This is a genomic window from Paenibacillus sp. FSL R5-0810, assembly GCF_038002285.1.
Classification (GTDB): domain Bacteria; phylum Bacillota; class Bacilli; order Paenibacillales; family Paenibacillaceae; genus Paenibacillus_AQ; species Paenibacillus_AQ lactis.
Genome location: NZ_JBBOCF010000001.1, coordinates 3576284 through 3595463 on the forward strand (window position 1 = coordinate 3576284; position 19180 = coordinate 3595463).

At 53.0% G+C, this 19180-nt stretch carries 15 protein-coding genes and 1 riboswitch; of the genes, 5 read left to right on the forward strand and 10 right to left on the reverse strand.

The window, feature by feature from the left end:
• Positions 1-141: 141 nt before the first annotated feature.
• Entirely contained in the window at positions 142-708 is a 567-nt protein-coding gene (locus MKX76_RS16215) for a DUF4256 domain-containing protein (protein ID WP_373872055.1), read from the reverse strand.
• Positions 709-1195: 487 nt separating this feature from the next.
• On the opposite strand from MKX76_RS16215, the gene MKX76_RS16220 reads away from it, so the two are divergent.
• Positions 1196-2020, forward strand: a complete 825-nt coding sequence (locus tag MKX76_RS16220; RefSeq protein WP_144879152.1) for a methyltransferase domain-containing protein — start codon at positions 1196-1198, stop codon at positions 2018-2020.
• Between the two features lie 80 nt (positions 2021-2100).
• Here MKX76_RS16220 and rlmD read toward each other — a convergent pair whose 3' ends face one another.
• Positions 2101-3720, reverse strand: a complete 1620-nt coding sequence (rlmD, locus tag MKX76_RS16225; RefSeq protein ID WP_213615981.1) for a 23S rRNA (uracil(1939)-C(5))-methyltransferase RlmD — start codon at positions 3718-3720, stop codon at positions 2101-2103.
• A 407-nt stretch (positions 3721-4127) separates the two neighbouring features.
• Between rlmD and MKX76_RS16230 the strand changes: the two genes are divergently transcribed.
• Complete coding sequence (locus MKX76_RS16230) at positions 4128-4904, forward strand: sporulation protein (protein ID WP_028404495.1); 777 nt, start codon at positions 4128-4130, stop codon at positions 4902-4904.
• 69 nt (positions 4905-4973) lie between these two features.
• Here the strand turns inward: MKX76_RS16230 and MKX76_RS16235 are convergent, their stop codons facing one another.
• From MKX76_RS16235 to MKX76_RS16265, 7 genes are all read right to left on the reverse strand, one after another.
• Positions 4974-5648, reverse strand: coding sequence for a GntR family transcriptional regulator (locus tag MKX76_RS16235; RefSeq protein WP_341034190.1), 675 nt, complete (start codon positions 5646-5648; stop codon positions 4974-4976).
• Positions 5649-5743: 95 nt separating this feature from the next.
• Positions 5744-6544, reverse strand: coding sequence for a Nif3-like dinuclear metal center hexameric protein (locus MKX76_RS16240; RefSeq protein ID WP_210095467.1), 801 nt, complete (start codon positions 6542-6544; stop codon positions 5744-5746).
• 245 nt (positions 6545-6789) lie between these two features.
• Entirely contained in the window at positions 6790-7770 is a 981-nt protein-coding gene (locus MKX76_RS16245; RefSeq protein WP_007131630.1) for a DMT family transporter, read from the reverse strand.
• Between the two features lie 141 nt (positions 7771-7911).
• Positions 7912-8073, reverse strand: a riboswitch (FMN riboswitch).
• A gap of 240 nt (positions 8074-8313) precedes the next feature.
• Positions 8314-8523 (reverse strand): hypothetical protein, encoded by a 210-nt coding sequence (locus MKX76_RS16250; RefSeq protein WP_028404493.1) that lies wholly within the window; start codon positions 8521-8523, stop codon positions 8314-8316.
• 354 nt (positions 8524-8877) lie between these two features.
• Complete coding sequence (locus MKX76_RS16255) at positions 8878-10494, reverse strand: extracellular solute-binding protein (protein WP_007131628.1); 1617 nt, start codon at positions 10492-10494, stop codon at positions 8878-8880.
• A gap of 39 nt (positions 10495-10533) precedes the next feature.
• Positions 10534-11415, reverse strand: coding sequence for a carbohydrate ABC transporter permease (locus MKX76_RS16260; RefSeq protein WP_007131627.1), 882 nt, complete (start codon positions 11413-11415; stop codon positions 10534-10536).
• A 13-nt stretch (positions 11416-11428) separates the two neighbouring features.
• The gene (locus MKX76_RS16265; protein WP_007131626.1) at positions 11429-12382 is read right to left on the reverse strand and encodes an ABC transporter permease; all 954 of its coding nucleotides are present in this window, start codon (positions 12380-12382) and stop codon (positions 11429-11431) included.
• Between the two features lie 312 nt (positions 12383-12694).
• On the opposite strand from MKX76_RS16265, the gene MKX76_RS16270 reads away from it, so the two are divergent.
• Entirely contained in the window at positions 12695-14962 is a 2268-nt protein-coding gene (locus tag MKX76_RS16270; protein ID WP_341034191.1) for a helix-turn-helix domain-containing protein, read from the forward strand.
• 377 nt (positions 14963-15339) lie between these two features.
• Here MKX76_RS16270 and MKX76_RS16275 read toward each other — a convergent pair whose 3' ends face one another.
• Complete coding sequence (locus tag MKX76_RS16275; RefSeq protein ID WP_341034193.1) at positions 15340-16542, reverse strand: acyltransferase family protein; 1203 nt, start codon at positions 16540-16542, stop codon at positions 15340-15342.
• A gap of 181 nt (positions 16543-16723) precedes the next feature.
• Between MKX76_RS16275 and MKX76_RS16280 the strand changes: the two genes are divergently transcribed.
• Both MKX76_RS16280 and MKX76_RS16285 read left to right on the forward strand, forming a co-directional pair.
• Positions 16724-17656 carry an AraC family transcriptional regulator gene (locus MKX76_RS16280; RefSeq protein WP_007131623.1) on the forward strand — a complete coding sequence of 311 codons (933 nt, stop codon included), beginning with the start codon at positions 16724-16726 and terminating at the stop codon, positions 17654-17656.
• A gap of 206 nt (positions 17657-17862) precedes the next feature.
• On the forward strand, positions 17863-19176 hold the full coding sequence (locus MKX76_RS16285; protein WP_341034195.1) for an ABC transporter substrate-binding protein: 1314 nt from the start codon (positions 17863-17865) through the stop codon (positions 19174-19176).
• The last annotated feature ends 4 nt before the right edge of the window (positions 19177-19180 follow it).

Genomic DNA, 19180 nt, shown 5'->3' on the forward strand with positions numbered 1-19180 from the left:
CAGCCAAATAAAAAGAGAGCGCCCAAAAAGACGCTCCCTAAAAACATTTCCTATTCCATTAAAAATTCTCAATCGACGTGCGGATCTATTAGTACAATCCAAAACCATGGAAGCCCCGCAGCAGCGCCGACTCCCTGTTTTTTAGACTCTTAGCGAGCCGCGGAACCCCCTGGCTGCATAGTAGGATTCCGCTCCATTATGGTATACAAAGACCGTGTCGTAACGGCGATCGCAAAAGAGGGCCCCGCCGAGTTTTCGAATCCTTTCAGGTGTGATCACCCAGCTCGATGTCTTCATATCGAAATTGCCAAGCTGCTGCAGCTCCCGGTACTGCTCTTCCGTTAACAGCTCAATGCCCATGGCAGCTGCCATTTCGACGGCACTGCTTTTCGGTTTATGTTCTTTCCTTGACTCCAGCGCTTCGCGGTCATAGCAGACGCTCCTGCGGCCTTTTGGACTTTCAGCCGAACAATCATAGAATATGTACTCGCCTGTCTTGCCGTCGTGACCAACGACATCCGGCTCTCCGCCGGTTTCCTCCATTTCATGGAGCGACCACAGTTTTTCAGGATTTGCTTCAAGCTTTGCTTGTACGTCAGCCCATTCAAGTCCTGGATGGCGGTTCATGTTTTTCTCGAAACGGGCTTTCAATGTTTGGAGTAGTTCTTCACGTTGTTCTGGCGATAACTCCCTCATTGTCATGTTCATTTCTCCTTCGCTTGATCTGCCGCATCTACTATCGGGCATATATGTTGCATTCAATGCTGCCCTCCCGGGCATCGAATGCGTCGATCCGGCCTTCCATCCCTTCCGGCGGAAGCCAGGCAACGAGTGCCTTAGGATTCATGAATGCTTCATAAACTGCGTGCGGCGGCGCTTTGACGATTCTTGATGCGATGTCCTTTCTTCTAGATCTTTCCAACATCATCATCAGTCCTTTCCATATTATACACCGATGAAACTCGCAATTTAGCCCTATTTTATATCAAATCAAAAGCGTCCATTTCTTATGGTTTGCTTTTTCTCAGCAATGATAGACTCTGTCGGCTTTAACTTACGCCCTCTCAGGAAGCGACTCTATGAATTATTATTGGCTCAACTGGTGGTTGAATATTATAAAAGCTCAAATATGAAGTTATTGTTCATTGCAGGCAGCTCCAATACAATTGGTTTACTAGAAGGAGCGTGAGAGATCATGAAGGAAACATTAGCAAGGAACATAGCCATATACCGCAAAGAGAAGGGACTTACCCAAGAAGAGCTTGCACAAATCCTTGGGCTTTCTTTCCAAGCAGTCTCCAAATGGGAGAATGCTCAGTCGATGCCTGATATTGCATTACTCCCTGAGTTATCGAGATCGTTAGAAGTAAGCATCGATAAACTTCTTGGGTATACAGCGCAGGACAAACGGATTACGATTTATGAGGAAGAATATAAAACACAAGATTATTACTGGGGGACTGAGCCTAATGATGCATGCTATCAGGTCTTGCAACTTATGCCTCCGACCAAACGCCTGAGATTACTGGATATTGGTTGCGGCGAAGGGAAAGACGCCGTATTCTTTGCAAGAAATGGATATGAGGTTAGCGCATTTGACGTTTCTGACGCGGGGATCGAGAAGACAAGAAGCCTTGCTGAAAAAACCGGAGTTCACGTTCATGTCTTTAAGGCAGACATTTTGGATTACCGTTTAGATACTCATTATGACATTATTTTTTCAAGTGGTGTGCTGCACTACATAAAGCCGGAATATCGTAAAGAAATATTTGATAATTATAAGCAGTTTACAAACGAAAACGGCATTCACGTCTTTAATGTGTTTGTAAATAAACCGTTTATTGCTCCGCCACCTGAAAAAGAACCAAATGCCTATAAGTGGCACTCCGGGGAATTACTCACGCATTATCGCGACTGGCTCATGAAGGAATGCTCGGAAATCGTATTCGACTGCAATTCATCGGGTATTCCTCACCAACATGCCATGACCAAAATGATTGCACAAAAGATAACCTCCTAGGCTAATGCTGCCGCATGATATTACGTCAACAAAAAAAAGAGGGGCTCCGCCCCTCTTTGATTTGGCCAATCATCTTCGATTTAATTGTCCTTCCGCACCAGCAGTGTACAGGACTCCACATGACTCGTCTGCGGAAACATATCGACCGGCTGCACCCAATCGATCTCATAGCCACCGTCCAGCAGCACCTTGCAATCCTTCGCCAACGTCGACGGATTGCAGGAGACGTACACGAACCGCTTCGGCTTGGTGCGGAGGATCGTCTCCAGAAAGCGCGGGTCCAGGCCGGTCCGCGGCGGATCCGCGATTATGACGTCGGGACGCAATCCGTCCTTGACCCAGCGCGGCAGCAGCTCCTCCGCCTGTCCGACATGGAAGCTTGCATTGGTGCGGCCGTTGCGCTGCGCGTTAATACGGGCGTCCTCCACCGCTTCGGGAATCGTCTCGATCCCGCGGACCTCCTTCGCATACGGAGCCAGCCACAGCCCAATCGTGCCTGTCCCGCAGTAGGCATCAATGACCGTCTCTTGGCCGGTCAGTCCGGCCGCAGCACGCACCGATTCATACAGCTTCACCGTCTGCTGCGGATTCAGCTGGAAGAATGCCCGCGGCGACAGCGCAAACTGCAGGTCGCTCAGCGATTCCTGCATGTTCTCGGCTCCCCACAGGGTTATCGTCCGTTCTCCGAATATGAGGGAGGTCTTCTTCGGGTTGATGTTCATGGCAATGCCGCTGACCTCCGGCATCGTCAGGCGCAGCATTCGAACAAAGTCGTCCTGCCGCGGCAGACGGCTGCCTGCCGTTACGAGCGTCACCTGCAGCTCGCCGGACTGGAAGCCGTGGCGGACCACGATGGTTCGCACCCCATCCTTGCTCCCGTTCTCCTTATATAGAGGAATGCGCAATTCCTCCAACACCGACTTCACCTTTTCCACCGCTTCGTTCACCTTCGGATGCTGGATCGGGCAGCCGCTGATATCGACGATGGAATGGCTGTCGGCTTCATACAGTCCCGCTATGACCTCGCGGCCCTGCCGCTTTAGCTGCAGCTGGGCTTTATTCCGATAATTCCACGGATGCTCCATCCCGAGGATCGGCTTAAACCGCAGATTGTCCAATCCGGCGTACCGGTTGAACGCCTCCCGGACGATATCGGTCTTCGCCGCAAGCTGGCCCTCATAGGATATGTGCTGGATCTGGCAGCCTCCGCATATCCCGAACACCGGACACGGCGGCTCGATCCGGTGGGGTGAACGCTTCTCCACTTCCAGCAGCTGGGCCTTGATGAATTTCGGCTGAACCTCTTGGACCTCCGCCTTGACGACTTCATCCGTAATGGCGCCGTCAATAAAGACCGCCTTGCGGCGATAGTAGCCGATGCCTTCGCCGTTGATGCCGAGCCGCTTGATTGTCACGATGATGATATCGCCGGACTTCAGCTCCTCCGCGTTGGTGGTATTGGAAGTTGAACGCCGTTTCTGGTTATATGAATGAGGCGCCTTCCCCGCTTTCGGATTCGGCCTTTCCTTGGAAGAAGCAGCCTTTCGGCCTGTTGCCGGCTTCGAATCTTCTCGCGAGTAGGCCGGCTTCCCGGAAGGCTTCGGACGGCTCGACGCCGCTGGTCCGCTCGGTTTGGCTCCTTCTGCCTTGCCATGCTTGCTATTTTTGTTATTATGCGCAGAACGTTGTTGTTTGCTCATGTTACATACTCCATCCTTAAAGGGTATCGACTTCACTATACCATGCGCCCTCCGCGAAAGCTAACTCTTGGCGGCAAGCCGCTGCATCTATGCAGATGAGAGGGAAGCAAGCCCTGTTGAGGATACATGTCATCGGTTGATCGCATGAATAAGCCCCCCGCGAAGCTATCGTGTCGGCACGGCGAATCTGCGAGAGCACCACTTTATTTCCCTAAAAAATATTTTTTAAAAAATGCCTTGATGTAAGAAACTTCCGGCCGCTTTTGTCCGTATAAGCCAGTATTATACATCCTAATATAGGATGAACCAATGAATGGGCTGCGGGCACGATTGTAGGAACATTTTACGTACTTGGCCCACATTCAGTTCAATCGTTCGTCTTATATACTTTAAGGAGGACAACGTTCATGTCGTTTTTTAACAAAATTTTGGCCAGCGTCGGGATCGGCGCAGCGCAGATTGATACCCGCCTGGAGAAATCCTCATATTATCCGGGGGAGGAAGTAAGCGGGATCGTCTATATTCGGGGCGGCAATGTGGAACAGAAGGTGGACCGCATCTACCTAAAGGTAATGACCGAGTATATCCGCGAGCGGGATGACAGCAAATTCACGGAATCCTGCGTGCTGGCTAAGGTTAGCATTACCGACTCCCTGCTTGTAAAGGCGGGCGATGAACTGGAAATCCCGTTCTCCTTCCCGCTTCCGCTGGAAACGCCGCTCACGCTCTCCAGACAGCGGGTATGGGTCCATACCGGACTTGATATCGAAAATGCAATCGATCCGAAGGATTACGACTATATTGAGGTTACGCCAGGGCCGGAGGCAGCTGTTATATTCGACGCGGCTTCCGAGCTCGGGTTCCAGTTTAAAACGGCCTCCTGCGAATATCATTCCCGACTGGGACGCGGGGTTCCGTTCGTGCAGGAAATTGAATTCTATCCGGGACGTGAATACGCAAGCCGGATGCGTGAGCTGGAGCTGATTCTGTATCCCCAGCGCGACGGAATTTCGGTTCTGGTCGAGGTTGACCGGAAGGGAAGCGGTGTTGCAGGCTGGCTTGAACGCTCGCTGGATATGGATGAGCGCCACAGCTGGTTGACGCTGAGCAGCGCGGATCTTCAAGAAGGACCGTCGCGCGTTGCGGATCTTCTCGATCAAGTCATTCAACGATCGATACGATAAGCCTGTTCATCAGGCTCAAGCAAAAAAAGATGGCCTCTGCCGATAGAGGGGCCATCTTTTTTTCAGCTGTTATATGAAATATTGAGGGTACTTCTGGCGAAGCAGGTCCTGCTCCACAACGACCAGGCGCAAATGGCCTTCCATGGTCTTCACGGCCTGCTCCGTCTCCCCGCTCACGATCAGCCGATAAATCTCCTTATGCTGGGCAATGATCGTCTCCCAGTTGGAGTCCATCGAGAGCCGCAGCAGACGCAGCCTGTTGAAGTGGATATTGAGCTGCTGGAGCATTTTCCATGTCCGTTCCTTCCCCGTGCCTGCGAACAGTATTTGATGGAACTCTTCGTCCAGCTCGAACAGCTTATATCGGTTGCGGTTGTCCGCGCTCACATCCTGCAGCGCAAGATTGGTCTCCAAGCGAAAACGGTGCTCCTCCGGGAAACGCTCGCAAGCCAGCGCAACGATCTCCTTCTCAATCTTCTCCCTGATAAACCGACCCTCCTCCACATGCGAAAGGTTGATCCTGGATACAAGCGTCCCGCTCTGCGGAATGATATCCAGCAGCTCCTCCTCGGCAAGCTTCATGAAAGCTTCGCGTACCGGCGTTCGGCTGACCTGCAGCTCTTCGGCGATTTCCTTCTCCGATATTTTGGTGCCCGGCTCCAGATCGAGGCGCATAATACGGTCTTTTAATAGATGATATGAATAATCCCGGGTCGATCCTTTGATCCTTGGCCCTGTTGACATACGGTTACCTCTTTCTATCCATACAATTTCTTGATATTCTCTCTCTCTCGATATCTTTCCAGATACAGTAGTACATCGACCGAACAAGTTTAAGTCTAGATGATATGAATCAACGGACGTGCCGGGAGAAAATGAACGGGAAGCTCCTGAAAATAGTCCCGAAGCCGATCGGCAACCAGCCGCATGCCCGGCTCCTCGCTCGCCCCATGCCCGAGCAGCATCAGCGCTTGGTCCCGTCCTTGCGCAGCCGCATCGGCGACGTATTCGGGCGTCTCCCATTCCGGTCCTTCGCCTGCAATCAGCATATCCATCCGCTCGTGTTCATACAGCGGAATGGCGTGCTGCCCGCCTCCCCGATAGCCAACCGCGATTCCGATCCGTTTGCATACCGTGTCCCGGCTGCCCACAAAGCGAACGTACGGCAGATGCAGCCGATCCTTGATATATTCCGCGATCTCTTGAACGGTCATCCCCTCCGGCAGAACCACGATGGCCGCTGTTAGCAGATGCTTCTCGAGCAGGTCATTCCAGCCCAAGGCTTTAACCAGCCCTTCGGTTATCACGTCGGGCTCGGTCCGATGCGGAGCATCATGCAGCCGGTATATATTCATCCCCTCGGAGCGGATACGCTCCAGCTTGGCCTGAACGACCGGGCTGTCCCCCAAATGATCCGGCCCAGCTTCATGATGGCTGTAAAAGACGCCCTCATGCGTAATCAACAAATTCGCGCCCAATTCCGCCGCCCGTACGATCACGTCGTGCGAAGCAATGAAGGCAACCGCAATTCCCCGAACAGCCGCGCCCCCGTCCCCCGCCACGATTCCGTCGACCGAGGCATCCGGCGATCCGGATTGTCCCGTTAATCGATCAATGACATCTTGGACCGTTATAGTCATAGGCAACCCATCCACCTTTTCATACTAGTATGGCAGTTGGTTACCACTTTAATCGAGAGTTGCTCCGATTTCAACTGCTTTTTTATCCAGACCTATGAAAAAAGCCTTCTCCCCGCAGGTTAGAAGCGAAGATAGCTCCGTTACCAAGGGAAAAAGGCTGTTAACGACGGTTATGAAATCATGCAGCATGGAAGTTACACGCCGTGAAGCTTTAGACTATGAATTATTCATTAAGAAGTCATTCATTACGATAGCGTCCGCTCAGACGATTCCGACTGCCTCGATATGACAAACAGAACGATCCAGATCAGCAGAAAGCCCAGCAGCTGGGCGCTTGTCACAACCTCCTGGAATACGATCCAGTTAATGAGAACGCCGACCATAGGGAAGCTCAGCTCGGCAAGCGTTGCGACGGAGGCCTTCGTAGTAGTCAGCCCTTTATAATACACCAGCAGGCTCAAGAGTCCCGGCAGCAGCGCCTGGCCGATCAGATTCAAGGATACCGCGGCAAAAGCGCCGGTACCGAATGCCGGCATATTCCATGCGGCTCCTTCGTTCCACGTCATGAAGGTCAGCAGCGGCAGCGCCAGCACGAAGCGCAGCGAGGTCACCGTCTCATACTTCAGCTTGCCGACCATCAGCCGTCCCATCACCGTCGAGCCGCCCCATAATGCGGCTGCGCCCAACGATAAGAGGCTTCCGATCTGCACAAAATCGTTCCAGTGACCAATAGGCAGCGTCATGCCAAAGGTAAGCAGATAAGTGCCCGCCAGAGCAACAATAAGCAAAATGCCAAAGTGGCGAGGCAGCTTCTCCTTCAGAAGCAGGCTGGCGAGCATGATCGCAAACAGCGGCTGAAGCTTCTGCAGCAGCAGGACGGCGTTCAGGTTGCCGTTTGACAGGCCCATCGTGAACAGGATCGTGGCCAGCGCGGAGCCGCCCCAGGAAATAAACAGCAGCGCTCCGACATGGCGCCAGCCGATACCTCGCAATTCAACGCGGTTTCTCCACAAAACCGGAATGGCAATCAAGGAAATGATGATGTGCTCGAGCAAAACAATCTGCGCCGACGTCAGGTTTTTCAGAAGAATGACCCTGAACAAAGGGTCCACGCCCCAGAGGGCCGCTCCCAATACGACAAGCCAAAATCCTCCCCGCATTCGGCCCCTTGCTTGTGCGCCGGAGTCGTAAGGCTTGACCTTGACACCGATATTTACGTTATCCATCTTTACCTCTCCTCATCCTGAATACGGAGGTCTTACCAGCAGAAAGCCCCCGCCTGCCGAGCAATGTCGGCGTAAACGGGGGCTGATCAAATAAGCCTGCTATCATGCGATTTTTCGAAAAAAATCCACAGCAAACCAAGCTTTGATCTTCTCCCATCCGGACTATACCGTCGGCCTTGGAATTGCACCAAGTCAGTCGCGATTGCAGGCCTTGCGAAGGCTGTTTTGTCGCGAGTCGCGGGCTAAGCTTCGAATCGAAGCATCACCGCCGGTCAGGAATTTCACCTTACCCCGAAGATCCATATTCATGTTTTATTTTTTAAATGCTGCAACAAACTCAAACCAGGGTATCCCGGTTGATGTTGTATGGTATGGAAATTATACCATGAATGGTTTCATGAAAATACATTTTTCTTTCAAATTAAAAAGATATATTTTTCTTTACTAACAATTATACAGCAAATATATAATAGTTACCACAACTTTTTTCACTCTGATTCTAGTCCTGTCTTATAATGGACAGCTCTTTGACAATGATACTGCTTAATCAAACACGCCGAAATGCCTCATCGTCGCAACCGTGATCAGGATAAACCAGCGAATCACGATAAAAGCCCAAAAAATGAGTATCGCTTTGAACAGCAATTCCACCATCCGCTCGATTCTCGGAAAGCGCCCGTACCTGCGTCTCGGCCTGAATACCCATTCCGCTACCCCTTTTGGAATCTTCTTCATGGAAACCTTCCGCTCCATCGCTACACAGCCCCCTCTTAAACCATCATCATAACTCCCGCCAATGATGACTTGAGCTCCTGACGCTGCAACGACCTGCGGGTCAACATCTTTTCATAAATATTACCATTCCATATAGAGAAAATCACCAGCAAAAATCACGGCGCCAGTCGGACACGTTCTTTCCACAATGCCCCTGATCGTGCTGCTTGGAGATGCGTAATTGACGTCTATGCCTTTATATCAAACCTCAGCGCATATATACGAGCAATACCTCTCAGGAATAACGGAAACAGCCCGCAATCAAGGGATATTCCCTTGAGCGGGCTGCTCATGCTTGCACAATAATAGCTTATACCCTAAACCAACCGCTTGTTACTCCGCCTGGTAGCGGTCGTATGCCGCCTGATACACTCGCATGTATTCCTCCAGGCCCATCTTGTTCAGCGTGTTCACGTACTCGTCCCACTGGTCGAAGGATGCGGAGCCATTGACGAACTTCGCCTCCATCTCGGTGACATAATCCTGAATATCCTTGCCGATCGAGGACATGATATCCGTCTCTTCCAGCGTAAAGTTGAAGTTATACAGAATTTCCTTCACTGCATAAGGCTCCGCCTTCTCGGCTGCCGCCATCGCGCTCGGAAGCGTCTCGGAGCCCTTGAACCAGCTCTCCCGCACCAATCCCGGATAGCTGCCGCCAAGCCATGTAAAGTACTTCGCCAGCGCCTGGTCCTGTGTCAAGCCGTCCGGATTTTCGGTAATTTCCTTCACATATTCAAGCTGACCGTCGGCATTCTTCGTGTAGGTCTCGCCTTCTTTACCCATGAAGTAGAACTGCGCTCCCTCATCGCCATAGAAGTAATCCATCCAGCGAATCGTCGCCTCCGGATTCGGGTTCTTGTCCGTGATCGCAAATGCCCCTACGTGGACCATTGGCACCTTCACGTGGGAGTACAGCTGATCGCCGTGAGGTCCCTTGAGCGCACCGAGACCGATATATTCCTTGCGTCCCATGACGGTCTCCGGATTCGGCACGACGGTAGCCCCGAGCAAGCCTTCCTGCCCTTTCGCGTTCAAAGCGCCGCCTTCAATCGTGAAGATCTCTTTATCCAGCAGTCCTTCCTTATACAGCTTGTTCATGAACTCCAGCATTTCCTTGTATTTCGGCTCCGCCTTCGTAAACCGCAGCTTGCCTGTTTCCGGATCGACATCGACGAACTTATGGCCAAGCCCGCTCGTTCCAAGGCCCCAGGAGCCTTTCAAATGGTCAACGAGACCGGTGATGCCCGTTGCAGAGTATGGAATCTCGTCATGCTTGCCGTTGCCGTTCAGGTCGGTTTCCTTAACCGCCTTCAGGTAGGCGTAGAACTCCTCGGTAGTCTTCGGCTCCTCCATACCGAGCTTATCCAGCCATTCCTGATTGATCCACAGCGGCGTACCGATCAGCATCGAGAGCAGCTCCGGATCGTAGAAGGATGGCAGGGAATAAATGTTGCCGTCCGGCATCGTCAAGCCCTTGCGGATATCCGGGTACTGCTCCATCAGCTTCTTGAAATTCGGCGCATATTTATCGATCAGGTCATTCAGCGGAATGAAGACGCCTTGCTCGCCGTAGCGCGTCAGCTCAGCCGACCCTACCCGGGCGGAGTAGAACACGTCCGGATAATCCCCGCCGGCAAGCGCCAGGTTCCGCTTCTCGGTCAGCGTCTCGAACGGAACAAGGTTGAACGTAATGTTCATGTTGGTCATGTCCTTATACGTCTTCCATACGAGCGTATCCTCGAACTTGCTTCCGTTTGTCGGCGATTTGCCCGTGAAGAAGGTCAGGTTGAGCGGTTCATTTACGATCGGCATGCCGGTCTCGTTGAAATTGGACTTGGCCGTCTCCCCCTCCTTCGTTGCGCCATCCCCGCTTTTGCTCCCGCAGCCAGCCAGCAGCCCCGCTGCCAGCACCGCTGTCAATGTGAGTGAAACCCATTTTTTCACCATAATTGTCACTGCCTCCTATAGTCTTATCATTTGAATATGTCAGCCTTTAATGGCTCCAATCATGACTCCCTTGACAAAATACTTCTGCAAGAACGGATACAAGAGCAGCATCGGCAGATTCGTCACAATGACCGCCGCGTATTTGATTGCTTCCGCATCCATCAGACTCCGGGCCAGCGAATCGTCGCTGATATCGACCATTTCCTGCATCTGCCCTTGGACGAGAATTTCCCGCAGGAACAGCTGCAGCGGATAATTCGACCGGTCGGATAGATAGATCAGGGCGGTGAAATAGGAATTCCAGTGGCCGACCGCGTAGAACAGCACCATAACCGCCAGGATCGGACCGGAGAGCGGAAGCACGATGCGAAACAGCACCCGCATATTCGAGCAGCCGTCGATGAAGGCCGCTTCCTGCATCTCCTTCGGAATGGAGTTCTGGAAGAACGTACGCATGATGATGATGTTCCATACCGATACCGCGGACGGAATAATCATAGCCCAGATCGTATCGAGCATGCCAAGCTCCTTAACCAGCAGGTAGCTCGGAATCATGCCGCCGCTGAAGAACATGGTGAAGACGATGATGAGCATGAACCCGTTGCGTCCCTTAAAGTCCGCCCTCGATAACGGATACGCCGCCGCGATCGTCATCACGAGGTTCAGCGCCGTCCCCGTTACCGTATAGAGAACGGTGTTCAGAAATCCTTGAATGATCTCCTTGTTGGCGAACAGCCGCTCGTATCCGACAAACGACAATTCCTTGGGCCACAGCCATACTTCTCCGCGCATTACCGTCTCCGGCGCGCTGATCGAAGCGATAAGCACAAAATATAACGGATACAATACAACAAGCGAAATTAATGATAATATAATGTAAATACAGATTCCGGCAATGCGTTCGCTCCGGCTTTGGGGCATAGCTGCTTCCTCCTTACCATAGGCTGGTCTCGCTGACTCTGCGGGCGATCCGGTTGACGGTAATCAGCATGATAAAGTTGACGACGGAGTTGAATAATCCGACCGCCGCCGAGTAACTGTACTGGGCGCCCAGGATCCCGCTTCGGTACACGTTCGTGGCGATGACGTCCGAGGCTTCCATGTTGAGCGAATTTTGCATCAGGAAGACCTTCTCGAAGCCGACGCCCAGAATGGATCCGATGTTCAGAATCAGCAGAATGATCATCGTCGGGGCGATCCCCGGCAGATTGATATGCCAGATTCGCCGGAACCAGCCTGCACCGTCCACCTTGGCGGCCTCATGCAGCTGCGGATCGATGCCCGCGAGCGCCGCCAAATAAATGATGGAGCTCCACCCCATGCTCTGCCAGACGCCGGACCACACATAGATGCTCTTAAACCAGGACGGCTCCGTCATAAAGGCTATCGGTTCCCCGCCAAAGGAGGTGATAATGAAATTGACAAGTCCGCTGACCGGAGACAGAAACATCATGATCATGCCGACGACCACGACCGTTGACAAGAAATGAGGTGCATAAGTTACCGTTTGAATGAACCGGCGAAACCGGCCCGACCGCGCTTCGTTGATCATCAAGGCAAGTATGATCGGAATCGGGAACCCGACAATCAATTCATACAGCCCGATGCCAAGGGTATTTTTAATGATTCTCCAGAAGTAGAAGCTGTTGAAGAAGCGCTCGAAATGCTTGAAGCCTACCCAAGGACTTTCCAGAATGCCTTTATTGGCGATAAAATCCTTGAAGGCGATCTGTACCCCGTACATCGGCACGTAGTGAAACACGATGAAGTAGAGCAGAACCGGCAGGAATAATAGATACAGCTGCCAGTTTTTGCGCACCTGCTTCACCGTACCTCGCCAGACGCTGCTGCCACGTGTGCTGCCGGGTTTTGTTGAATGCGCTTCCATGTTACGAACCTGACGCTCTAAAATCGGACATCCCCTCACTTTCGTTTCTGAACCTTTCTCCTGCTCTTCGGTTCACATCTGCATCATATACGACCGATTGCCGGGATGGGTATTGACCATTTTTTCGATGTCTCGCCTTTCATTGGATTGCCGGGCTGCCGGGCGTTTTTCCTAAATTAAAGCTTAAAATCTAAAATAATGACTATTCCTTTTTTACGGTGGGTTAACACCACGCAGCACGATCCTTAATACTTGTCCTTTATACTGTGGGGAGGACCATAAACGCGAATACATACAAAAGGGGGATCGTTTATGAACTGGATCAAAAGCAAGAGCAGAAGCCTGTTCTTCAAAATTTTCCTCAGCTTTTTGGCCATCATCGTTTTGTTCGGCCTATTCTATGCCGTGATCTTCCATCTATTTAAATCCAGCCTTCAAAAAGAAATTATCGATACGAGCCAGCAGGCGGTCCACGACACGGCGGAACGGTTCTCCTACCAGTTCAGCCGGCTGCAGGTGCTGTTATTTGACATATATAATCACGCCGATTTAATCGGGTTCAATAATCAGCTCCGCCAGCAGACGGGCAACGAGGTCAATTATTTGAAGGCCCGTGATGTCATGCTCCAGATGCGGAGCGATATCTATAACCCGCTCTTCTTCCTGGAGGATACGCTGATCTATCTGAAGGAGCATGATTTTGTGCTCAGCAAATCCGGAAGCGGGAATGCTCCTTATATGCTCGACCGGTCTTATACTAGCAAGCAGTACCCCTACGCCTTCTGGAACAGCTACAAGAGCAGCGGGGAATCCTTCAGCCTGCTCCCGGCTGCGGTCTACCGCATCCATAATGATCTGTCCGAGAAAAAACTGATGCCTTTCGTCTATCAGCAGCTGGACAGCCGTTACCAGATTATCGCACTGATCGATATCGACAAGGCCGCTCAATCCTTCTTCGGGGAGCCAAGCGACCGCTCGCTTGCGATTTTGAACGCGGACGGGGATGTGCTGTACACATGGGGAGACCTTGGCGCCAATGAGCTGCCGACGTTTGCCTCTGGGCAGCAAGCCGTGCTCAAGGACGGAACTTACTATTTTGCGGAAGCCGGAGACGACGGATTGACCTACATCTCGGCCGTCCCATACAGTCATGTGTCTGCTCAACTGAGCAGGCTGACCGGGGCGCTGCTGCTCATCTTCTCGCTATCGCTCGGGGTAGCTCTGGCGGCCTCCTATTTCTTCAGCCGCAGATTGCACAAGCCGGTGAAGCAGATATTGACGACGGTGCTCAATCGCAAGACTCACGCGCCGCAGCCGTATCAAGGCAGCATCAATGAATACGATCTCATCAAGAGCCGCATCCAGGACCTGCTGCGGGAGAAGGAGGAGATCCGGGACCGCCTGAACAAGCAAAAATCGGTGCTGACCAGCTACTCCTATATCAGCCAGTTGAAAAGCATCAATACGGATATTAGCGAATGGGAGGATTTCCTGTCGGATGACGGCAGCTTTATCGTCGTGCTGTATCATATCCGGTTCCGCCTGAATCCGAGCGGCGAGCCGCCGCTGCAGACGGATCAAGCGGTCCGTCATATGCTGGAGCATATCCATCTGTTTACGGCGGAGCGCTACCCGGATTCGCATACGTTCCAGATCGAGAAGAACGAGATCATCTCGATCTTCAAGCGCGAAGAAGCCAGTCAGCTGGAAAAACTGCTGGAGGAAATGAAAGATATGCTGAACAACGAGACCGAGCTGTTCCTCGTTACCATCGCTGTCAGCTCGCAGGTTCACGATTCCTCCGGCTTCAATGAAGCCTACCGTCAGGTCAAGGCGCTGACCGAGCAAGCCCTTCTTGTGGAGGAATCGCAGCTGGTGACGAAGCCGCGGACGCTTCCGACGACGGTCCATCTCAGCCCGTCCCAGGAGAAGGGATTGCTGGATGCCCTGCAGGAAGGCAGCGACAGCCGAGCGCTTCAGATCATTGAGCAGGCGCTTGCGGCATTGCAGCGCAAAGAGGCCGGCATTGCCCAGTTCCGTTTCTTCGCCGATGCCGCCGCCTCCAAAATTATCGGCTATGCGGAAATGGCCCAGGTCGACAAAGCTCAGCTTCAATCCTTGAAGCAGTGGGGCTCGCGGCTGGCGGAATGCCACTGCCTGCGCGAATACCAAAGCGTCTTCCGCCAGCTGATCGAAGCGTCCTGCGCCCTGATACGGAAGAAGAAGGATAGCGGCGAGGAACCGCTGATCGCCATGTTCCTGAGCATCATTCATAACCAATATGCGGAGGACCTGTCCCTCGACTATCTCTCCGCCAAGCTGAACCTGTCGAGCGCCTATCTCTCGGTGTACATCAAAGAGAAAACCGGCCTCAACTTCAGCGATCATCTGCTTGGGATCCGCATGAATAAAGCGAAGGAGCTGCTGACTTGCACCGACCTGACCGTTAATGAAATCAGCCAGCGCGTCGGCTACCTCAACATCACCTCCTTCAACCGGACCTTCAAGAAAGCGGTCGGCATGACGCCGGGTGCCTACCGCAGGCAGCAAGTGGTGCAGACCCATGCCAGCAGCGGATGATCGGATCGATGGAATGCAACCACAACAAACCTTCTCTTGTGCAAGGCGGGGCTGAATGCCCCGCCGCCGAGAGAAGGTTTGTTTTTTTATATGCGCACCGCCGCCCGGCATGCTGAAATCAGGCCGGGCGTTTCCTCGTGCTGTGGCTCCTGCAGACGGCAATGGCGATGATGTGCCTGGCGGCAATCGCCGATTCCGTGCCTAGCCAGACGGCTACCGCCGGTGCCGGGCCTCGCCAGACAGCAATCGCGGTGCCTTGCCTCGCCTGACGGCAATCACTGTGCCTTGCCTCGCCTGACGGTGATCGCGGTGCCGGGCCTCACGTTCCGTGCCTCGCGGTAATCGTCGATTCCATGCCTCGCCAGACGGCTTTGCGGTTAATCCATCGCTTGTTCGCCGGCTGATACCGGCTTTGTTCCCCCTTTCTTCCCCGCCCGCTTCGCTCCGATGAACATCCGTTTGTTCCACCGGGACAACATATCAAGGATCACGGCGTCAACGAGCCGGTAGAACCCGTGTGCGAATGCCATGATGAACGCCAGCGTTACCGTGAACGTGATCAGAAGATTGATGCCATAAGGCAGAACGGCGCTCAGCTGTAAAAACAGGAAGCAGCCGAAAGTGCATAGGATCGTGAAATGAACGAGATAGAGCGAGAACGAGATTTTCCCCAAATACGCGCACCACTTGCTGCCCAGGAGAGCCTGCAGCCGGCTAGAATTCAGCACAGCCGTCAGCACCAGTCCTGCCCCGATCACGTGATAGAACACAAAGAAGTCAAACTTGCTTGATTCCCATAAGAGCACGGCATAAAGGGTGCCGGCTGGATGAATGTACGGATACGAGCCGAAGAACAGGCCGGCGGCGAGCAGGACGGCATTGATCCAAGGACGCCGGACCCGTGCCAGCCGGTCCCTCCCGCTGTGCTGAAGGTCACTCAGCAGCACGCCGATCACAAACGCAAGGTAATAAGAATCGAGCAGCCAGCAGACAAGGGCGGCGTATAGGACAAAGCGGATACGGCGTCTGCCGCAGAGAAGCAAAAACGCAAAAATGAACAGCGAACCGAACAGCTCGTACGTCATCGTCCACAGCACCGGATTATACTGCGCGCCATAGGTGAAAAACGTATGAAACAGCCCCTCCTTCACCATCGTAAGCAGGCTCGCATCCGCCGCAAACGGATCCGGCATCGACGAGCCGGTCAGTCCCCTGACATCGTCGAACATGCCCCAGCCGGCAATCATGCAGACATAGGCGATCACAACCGACGCAAACGCAGGTCCCGCCAGCCGAAAATACCTTCTTATTGCCGCGGAATACAGAATCGTGCGGTCCCCGGTGCGAAAATAGCGCCAGCTCAGCACATAGCCGCTCAGCGCAAAGAACAGGCATACCGAAAAATTGCCGTTAAACAGCAGGTTCAGCGGCGTTTCCGCCAGCACCTCCTCGAATGCGAAATGCCGGATCTCCTCCCGCCCTTCAATCACGGAAGGCATAAACACCTGAACGAAATGGGCGATTACGACAACAAAGGCCGCAAGCCCTCGCAAGCCATCCAAATACACGATTTTTTTCATGGTCTTTAGCTCCCTTTGAAACCCGGCTTACACGAAACCGGCGACTTATGGTTCCAAAGGGGAGGAAGAAGGACGCTGCAAATTTCTTAGAGATCGTCGGGGGGAAGGAAACAGCTTTGACGAAATATGTTTTGAAAGCGTTTTCTTAAAAATTAGGGATACGATCAGGGAGGGAAAAACAATGCGTATTTATTGGAGCCAAGTTGATCTTGAGAAACTAACGGGATCAGGTGTCGTTTATTTTAACTCAAAGATGGAGATGTTGGAAGGACTTCCTTGCAAAATGTATCGATTGATCCGTCAGCAGAGCTTGTGGACGCACTGCCACGACTATTTTCAAATATGGTACGTGGCCAAAGGCACGTTGTCGCACACGGTGAACAACCGGGCCTATCAGCTGACCAAAGGCGATATCTTCGTCATCCCGCCGTTCACGCTGCACAGCGTCACGATCCCCAAGGACGGAGATTATGAAATCTACGGCTGCGAGTTCATGCCTTCGTTTGTGAATGAGCGGTTCGAGGAGCTTCCGGAGGAGGAGGTCTTCTTCGATGCGGCCTTTCTGGGATCGTTTCTGCGCGAGGATACGGATGCCCAGGCCCGGATTTCTTTGGACGGCGGAACCGAAACCGCAGTGCGTAACGTGATGAAGGAGATGCTGATGGAATATGAGCGGCGCGCCCCCTTCTTTCAGCTGACGCTCAAGGCCCAGCTGCTCGTGCTGCTCTCCATTCTGGTACGGCAGGTCAACGGCGAGCTCGTCCGGGAAGGATTCGAGAAATCCGAGAAGTACCGGGAGATCATGACCAAGGTGGTCGATTACATTCACCGCCACTACCAGGAGGATTTGAAGCTTCACGCGCTGTGCGATCTCTCGAATCTGTCCAGGTCCACCTTCTGTCAGGTATTCAAGGATTGGACAGGCAAAACCTTCAACCGCTATTTGACCGACCTCCGGATTCTTCAGGCCATGGTCATGCTCAAGCAGGCCGAGCTGTCCGTCACGGACGTATGCTATTCCACCGGATTCAACGAGCTATCCTATTTCTGCCGCATCTTTAAAAAATACACCGGCATCTCCCCGACGGAGTTCCGCAAACAGGCGATCAAGTAGAGTAGCTTGGCAAATCATACGATAATCCTATTTTTACGCACGATAGTGAAATGAAATGGCGAAATGAAATGCTACGATATCCTACAAATAACGGGATCAGGACCGGTTATTGGAGCACCAGGATTTGTTGATGGATTGGGAGGGAAATGATCTATTTTTTAAGCAGACAATCTTTAATCGGACTTCGAAAAAGGGGAGGAAGAAGGATGAAGAAGAAAACATGGTTTGGTTTATGGTGTTTGCTGTTATCGATCATGGTCGCCGGATGCTCGGGAGGAAGCGGGGGCACCGCAGAGCCCGGCAAGACAAGCGGCGAAGAACCGGACCAGCCCGCTGCCGCGGATGCCGTGGAGCTGAGCTTCTGGTACGGCTGGACCGGTCCGGAAGCCGAAGCACTGGAGAAGCTTATCGCCAAATGGAACGAGGCCCATCCGGAAATCCAGGTCAAGGGCCTTTCGCAGAGCGACTACCAGAAGCAGCTGACCGCCATTACGGGAGGCAATCCGCCGGATGTTGCCTCCCAGTTCGGACAGAACGTCGTCCCATGGGGCCTGCGCGGAGCGATGATGCCGCTGGACGATTATATCGCCAAGGACGGGGTCGATCTAGACGACTTCGTGCCTGCAGCGCTGAGCACATCGCAGCATGAAGGCGCCACCTATGCGATTCCGACGGCCATGCATGTGTCCATGCTGTTCTACAACAAGGATATCCTTAAGGAAGCAGGTTATGACGGCCCTCCGGAAACGCTTGGCGAGCTGAAGGAATACATTCAGGCGCTCAGCATCGTCGAAGACGGCGGCCGACTGTCGCGGCTCGGCTTATGGCCGGGAATGGACGCCTACACGTTCTCATATGCCTACGGCGGCTCGTTCTATGACGAAGCGGCCAAGCAGGTGACGCCTGACCATGAAGGCATTCAATCGGCCATCAAGCTGTCGAAGGAGATCTGGGACCAATACGGCTCGGATAACCTGGACCGTTTCTCATCGGGACTCGGACAATACATGTCGGCGCAGAACCCGTTCTTCTCGGGCAAGTACGCCATGACGGTCGACGGCGAATGGCTGCCGACCTTCATCAAGCAGTTCGCGCCCGATCTGAATTACGGCATTGCTCCGATTCCATATGACGAGAATCATCCCGAACGCAAAAATCCGGGCAATGTCACGACCAGCGTATTCTACATTCCGAAAGGGGCGAAGCATCCGGACGCCTCATGGGCCTTCATCAAGTGGATGACGGAGCCGGAGCAAATGGCCGAGTTCACGGCGGCCATCGGCAACCTGCCGACCCGGACCTCGGCATTCGCGAGCCCGCTCTACGAGAATGTGCCCGGCTTCAAGGAATTTCTCGATTACTCGGCAAGCGAGAATCTGAAGTCCTTCCCGGCCACTTCCTTCACGAACGAGTACATGACGGAATTCAGCGCCCAAGTGGACGCGATTCTCCGCGGCACGGTCAGCATCGAGGAAGGACTTGCGAACGTGAAGGAAAAAATCCAGCCGCTCGTCAAATAAACCA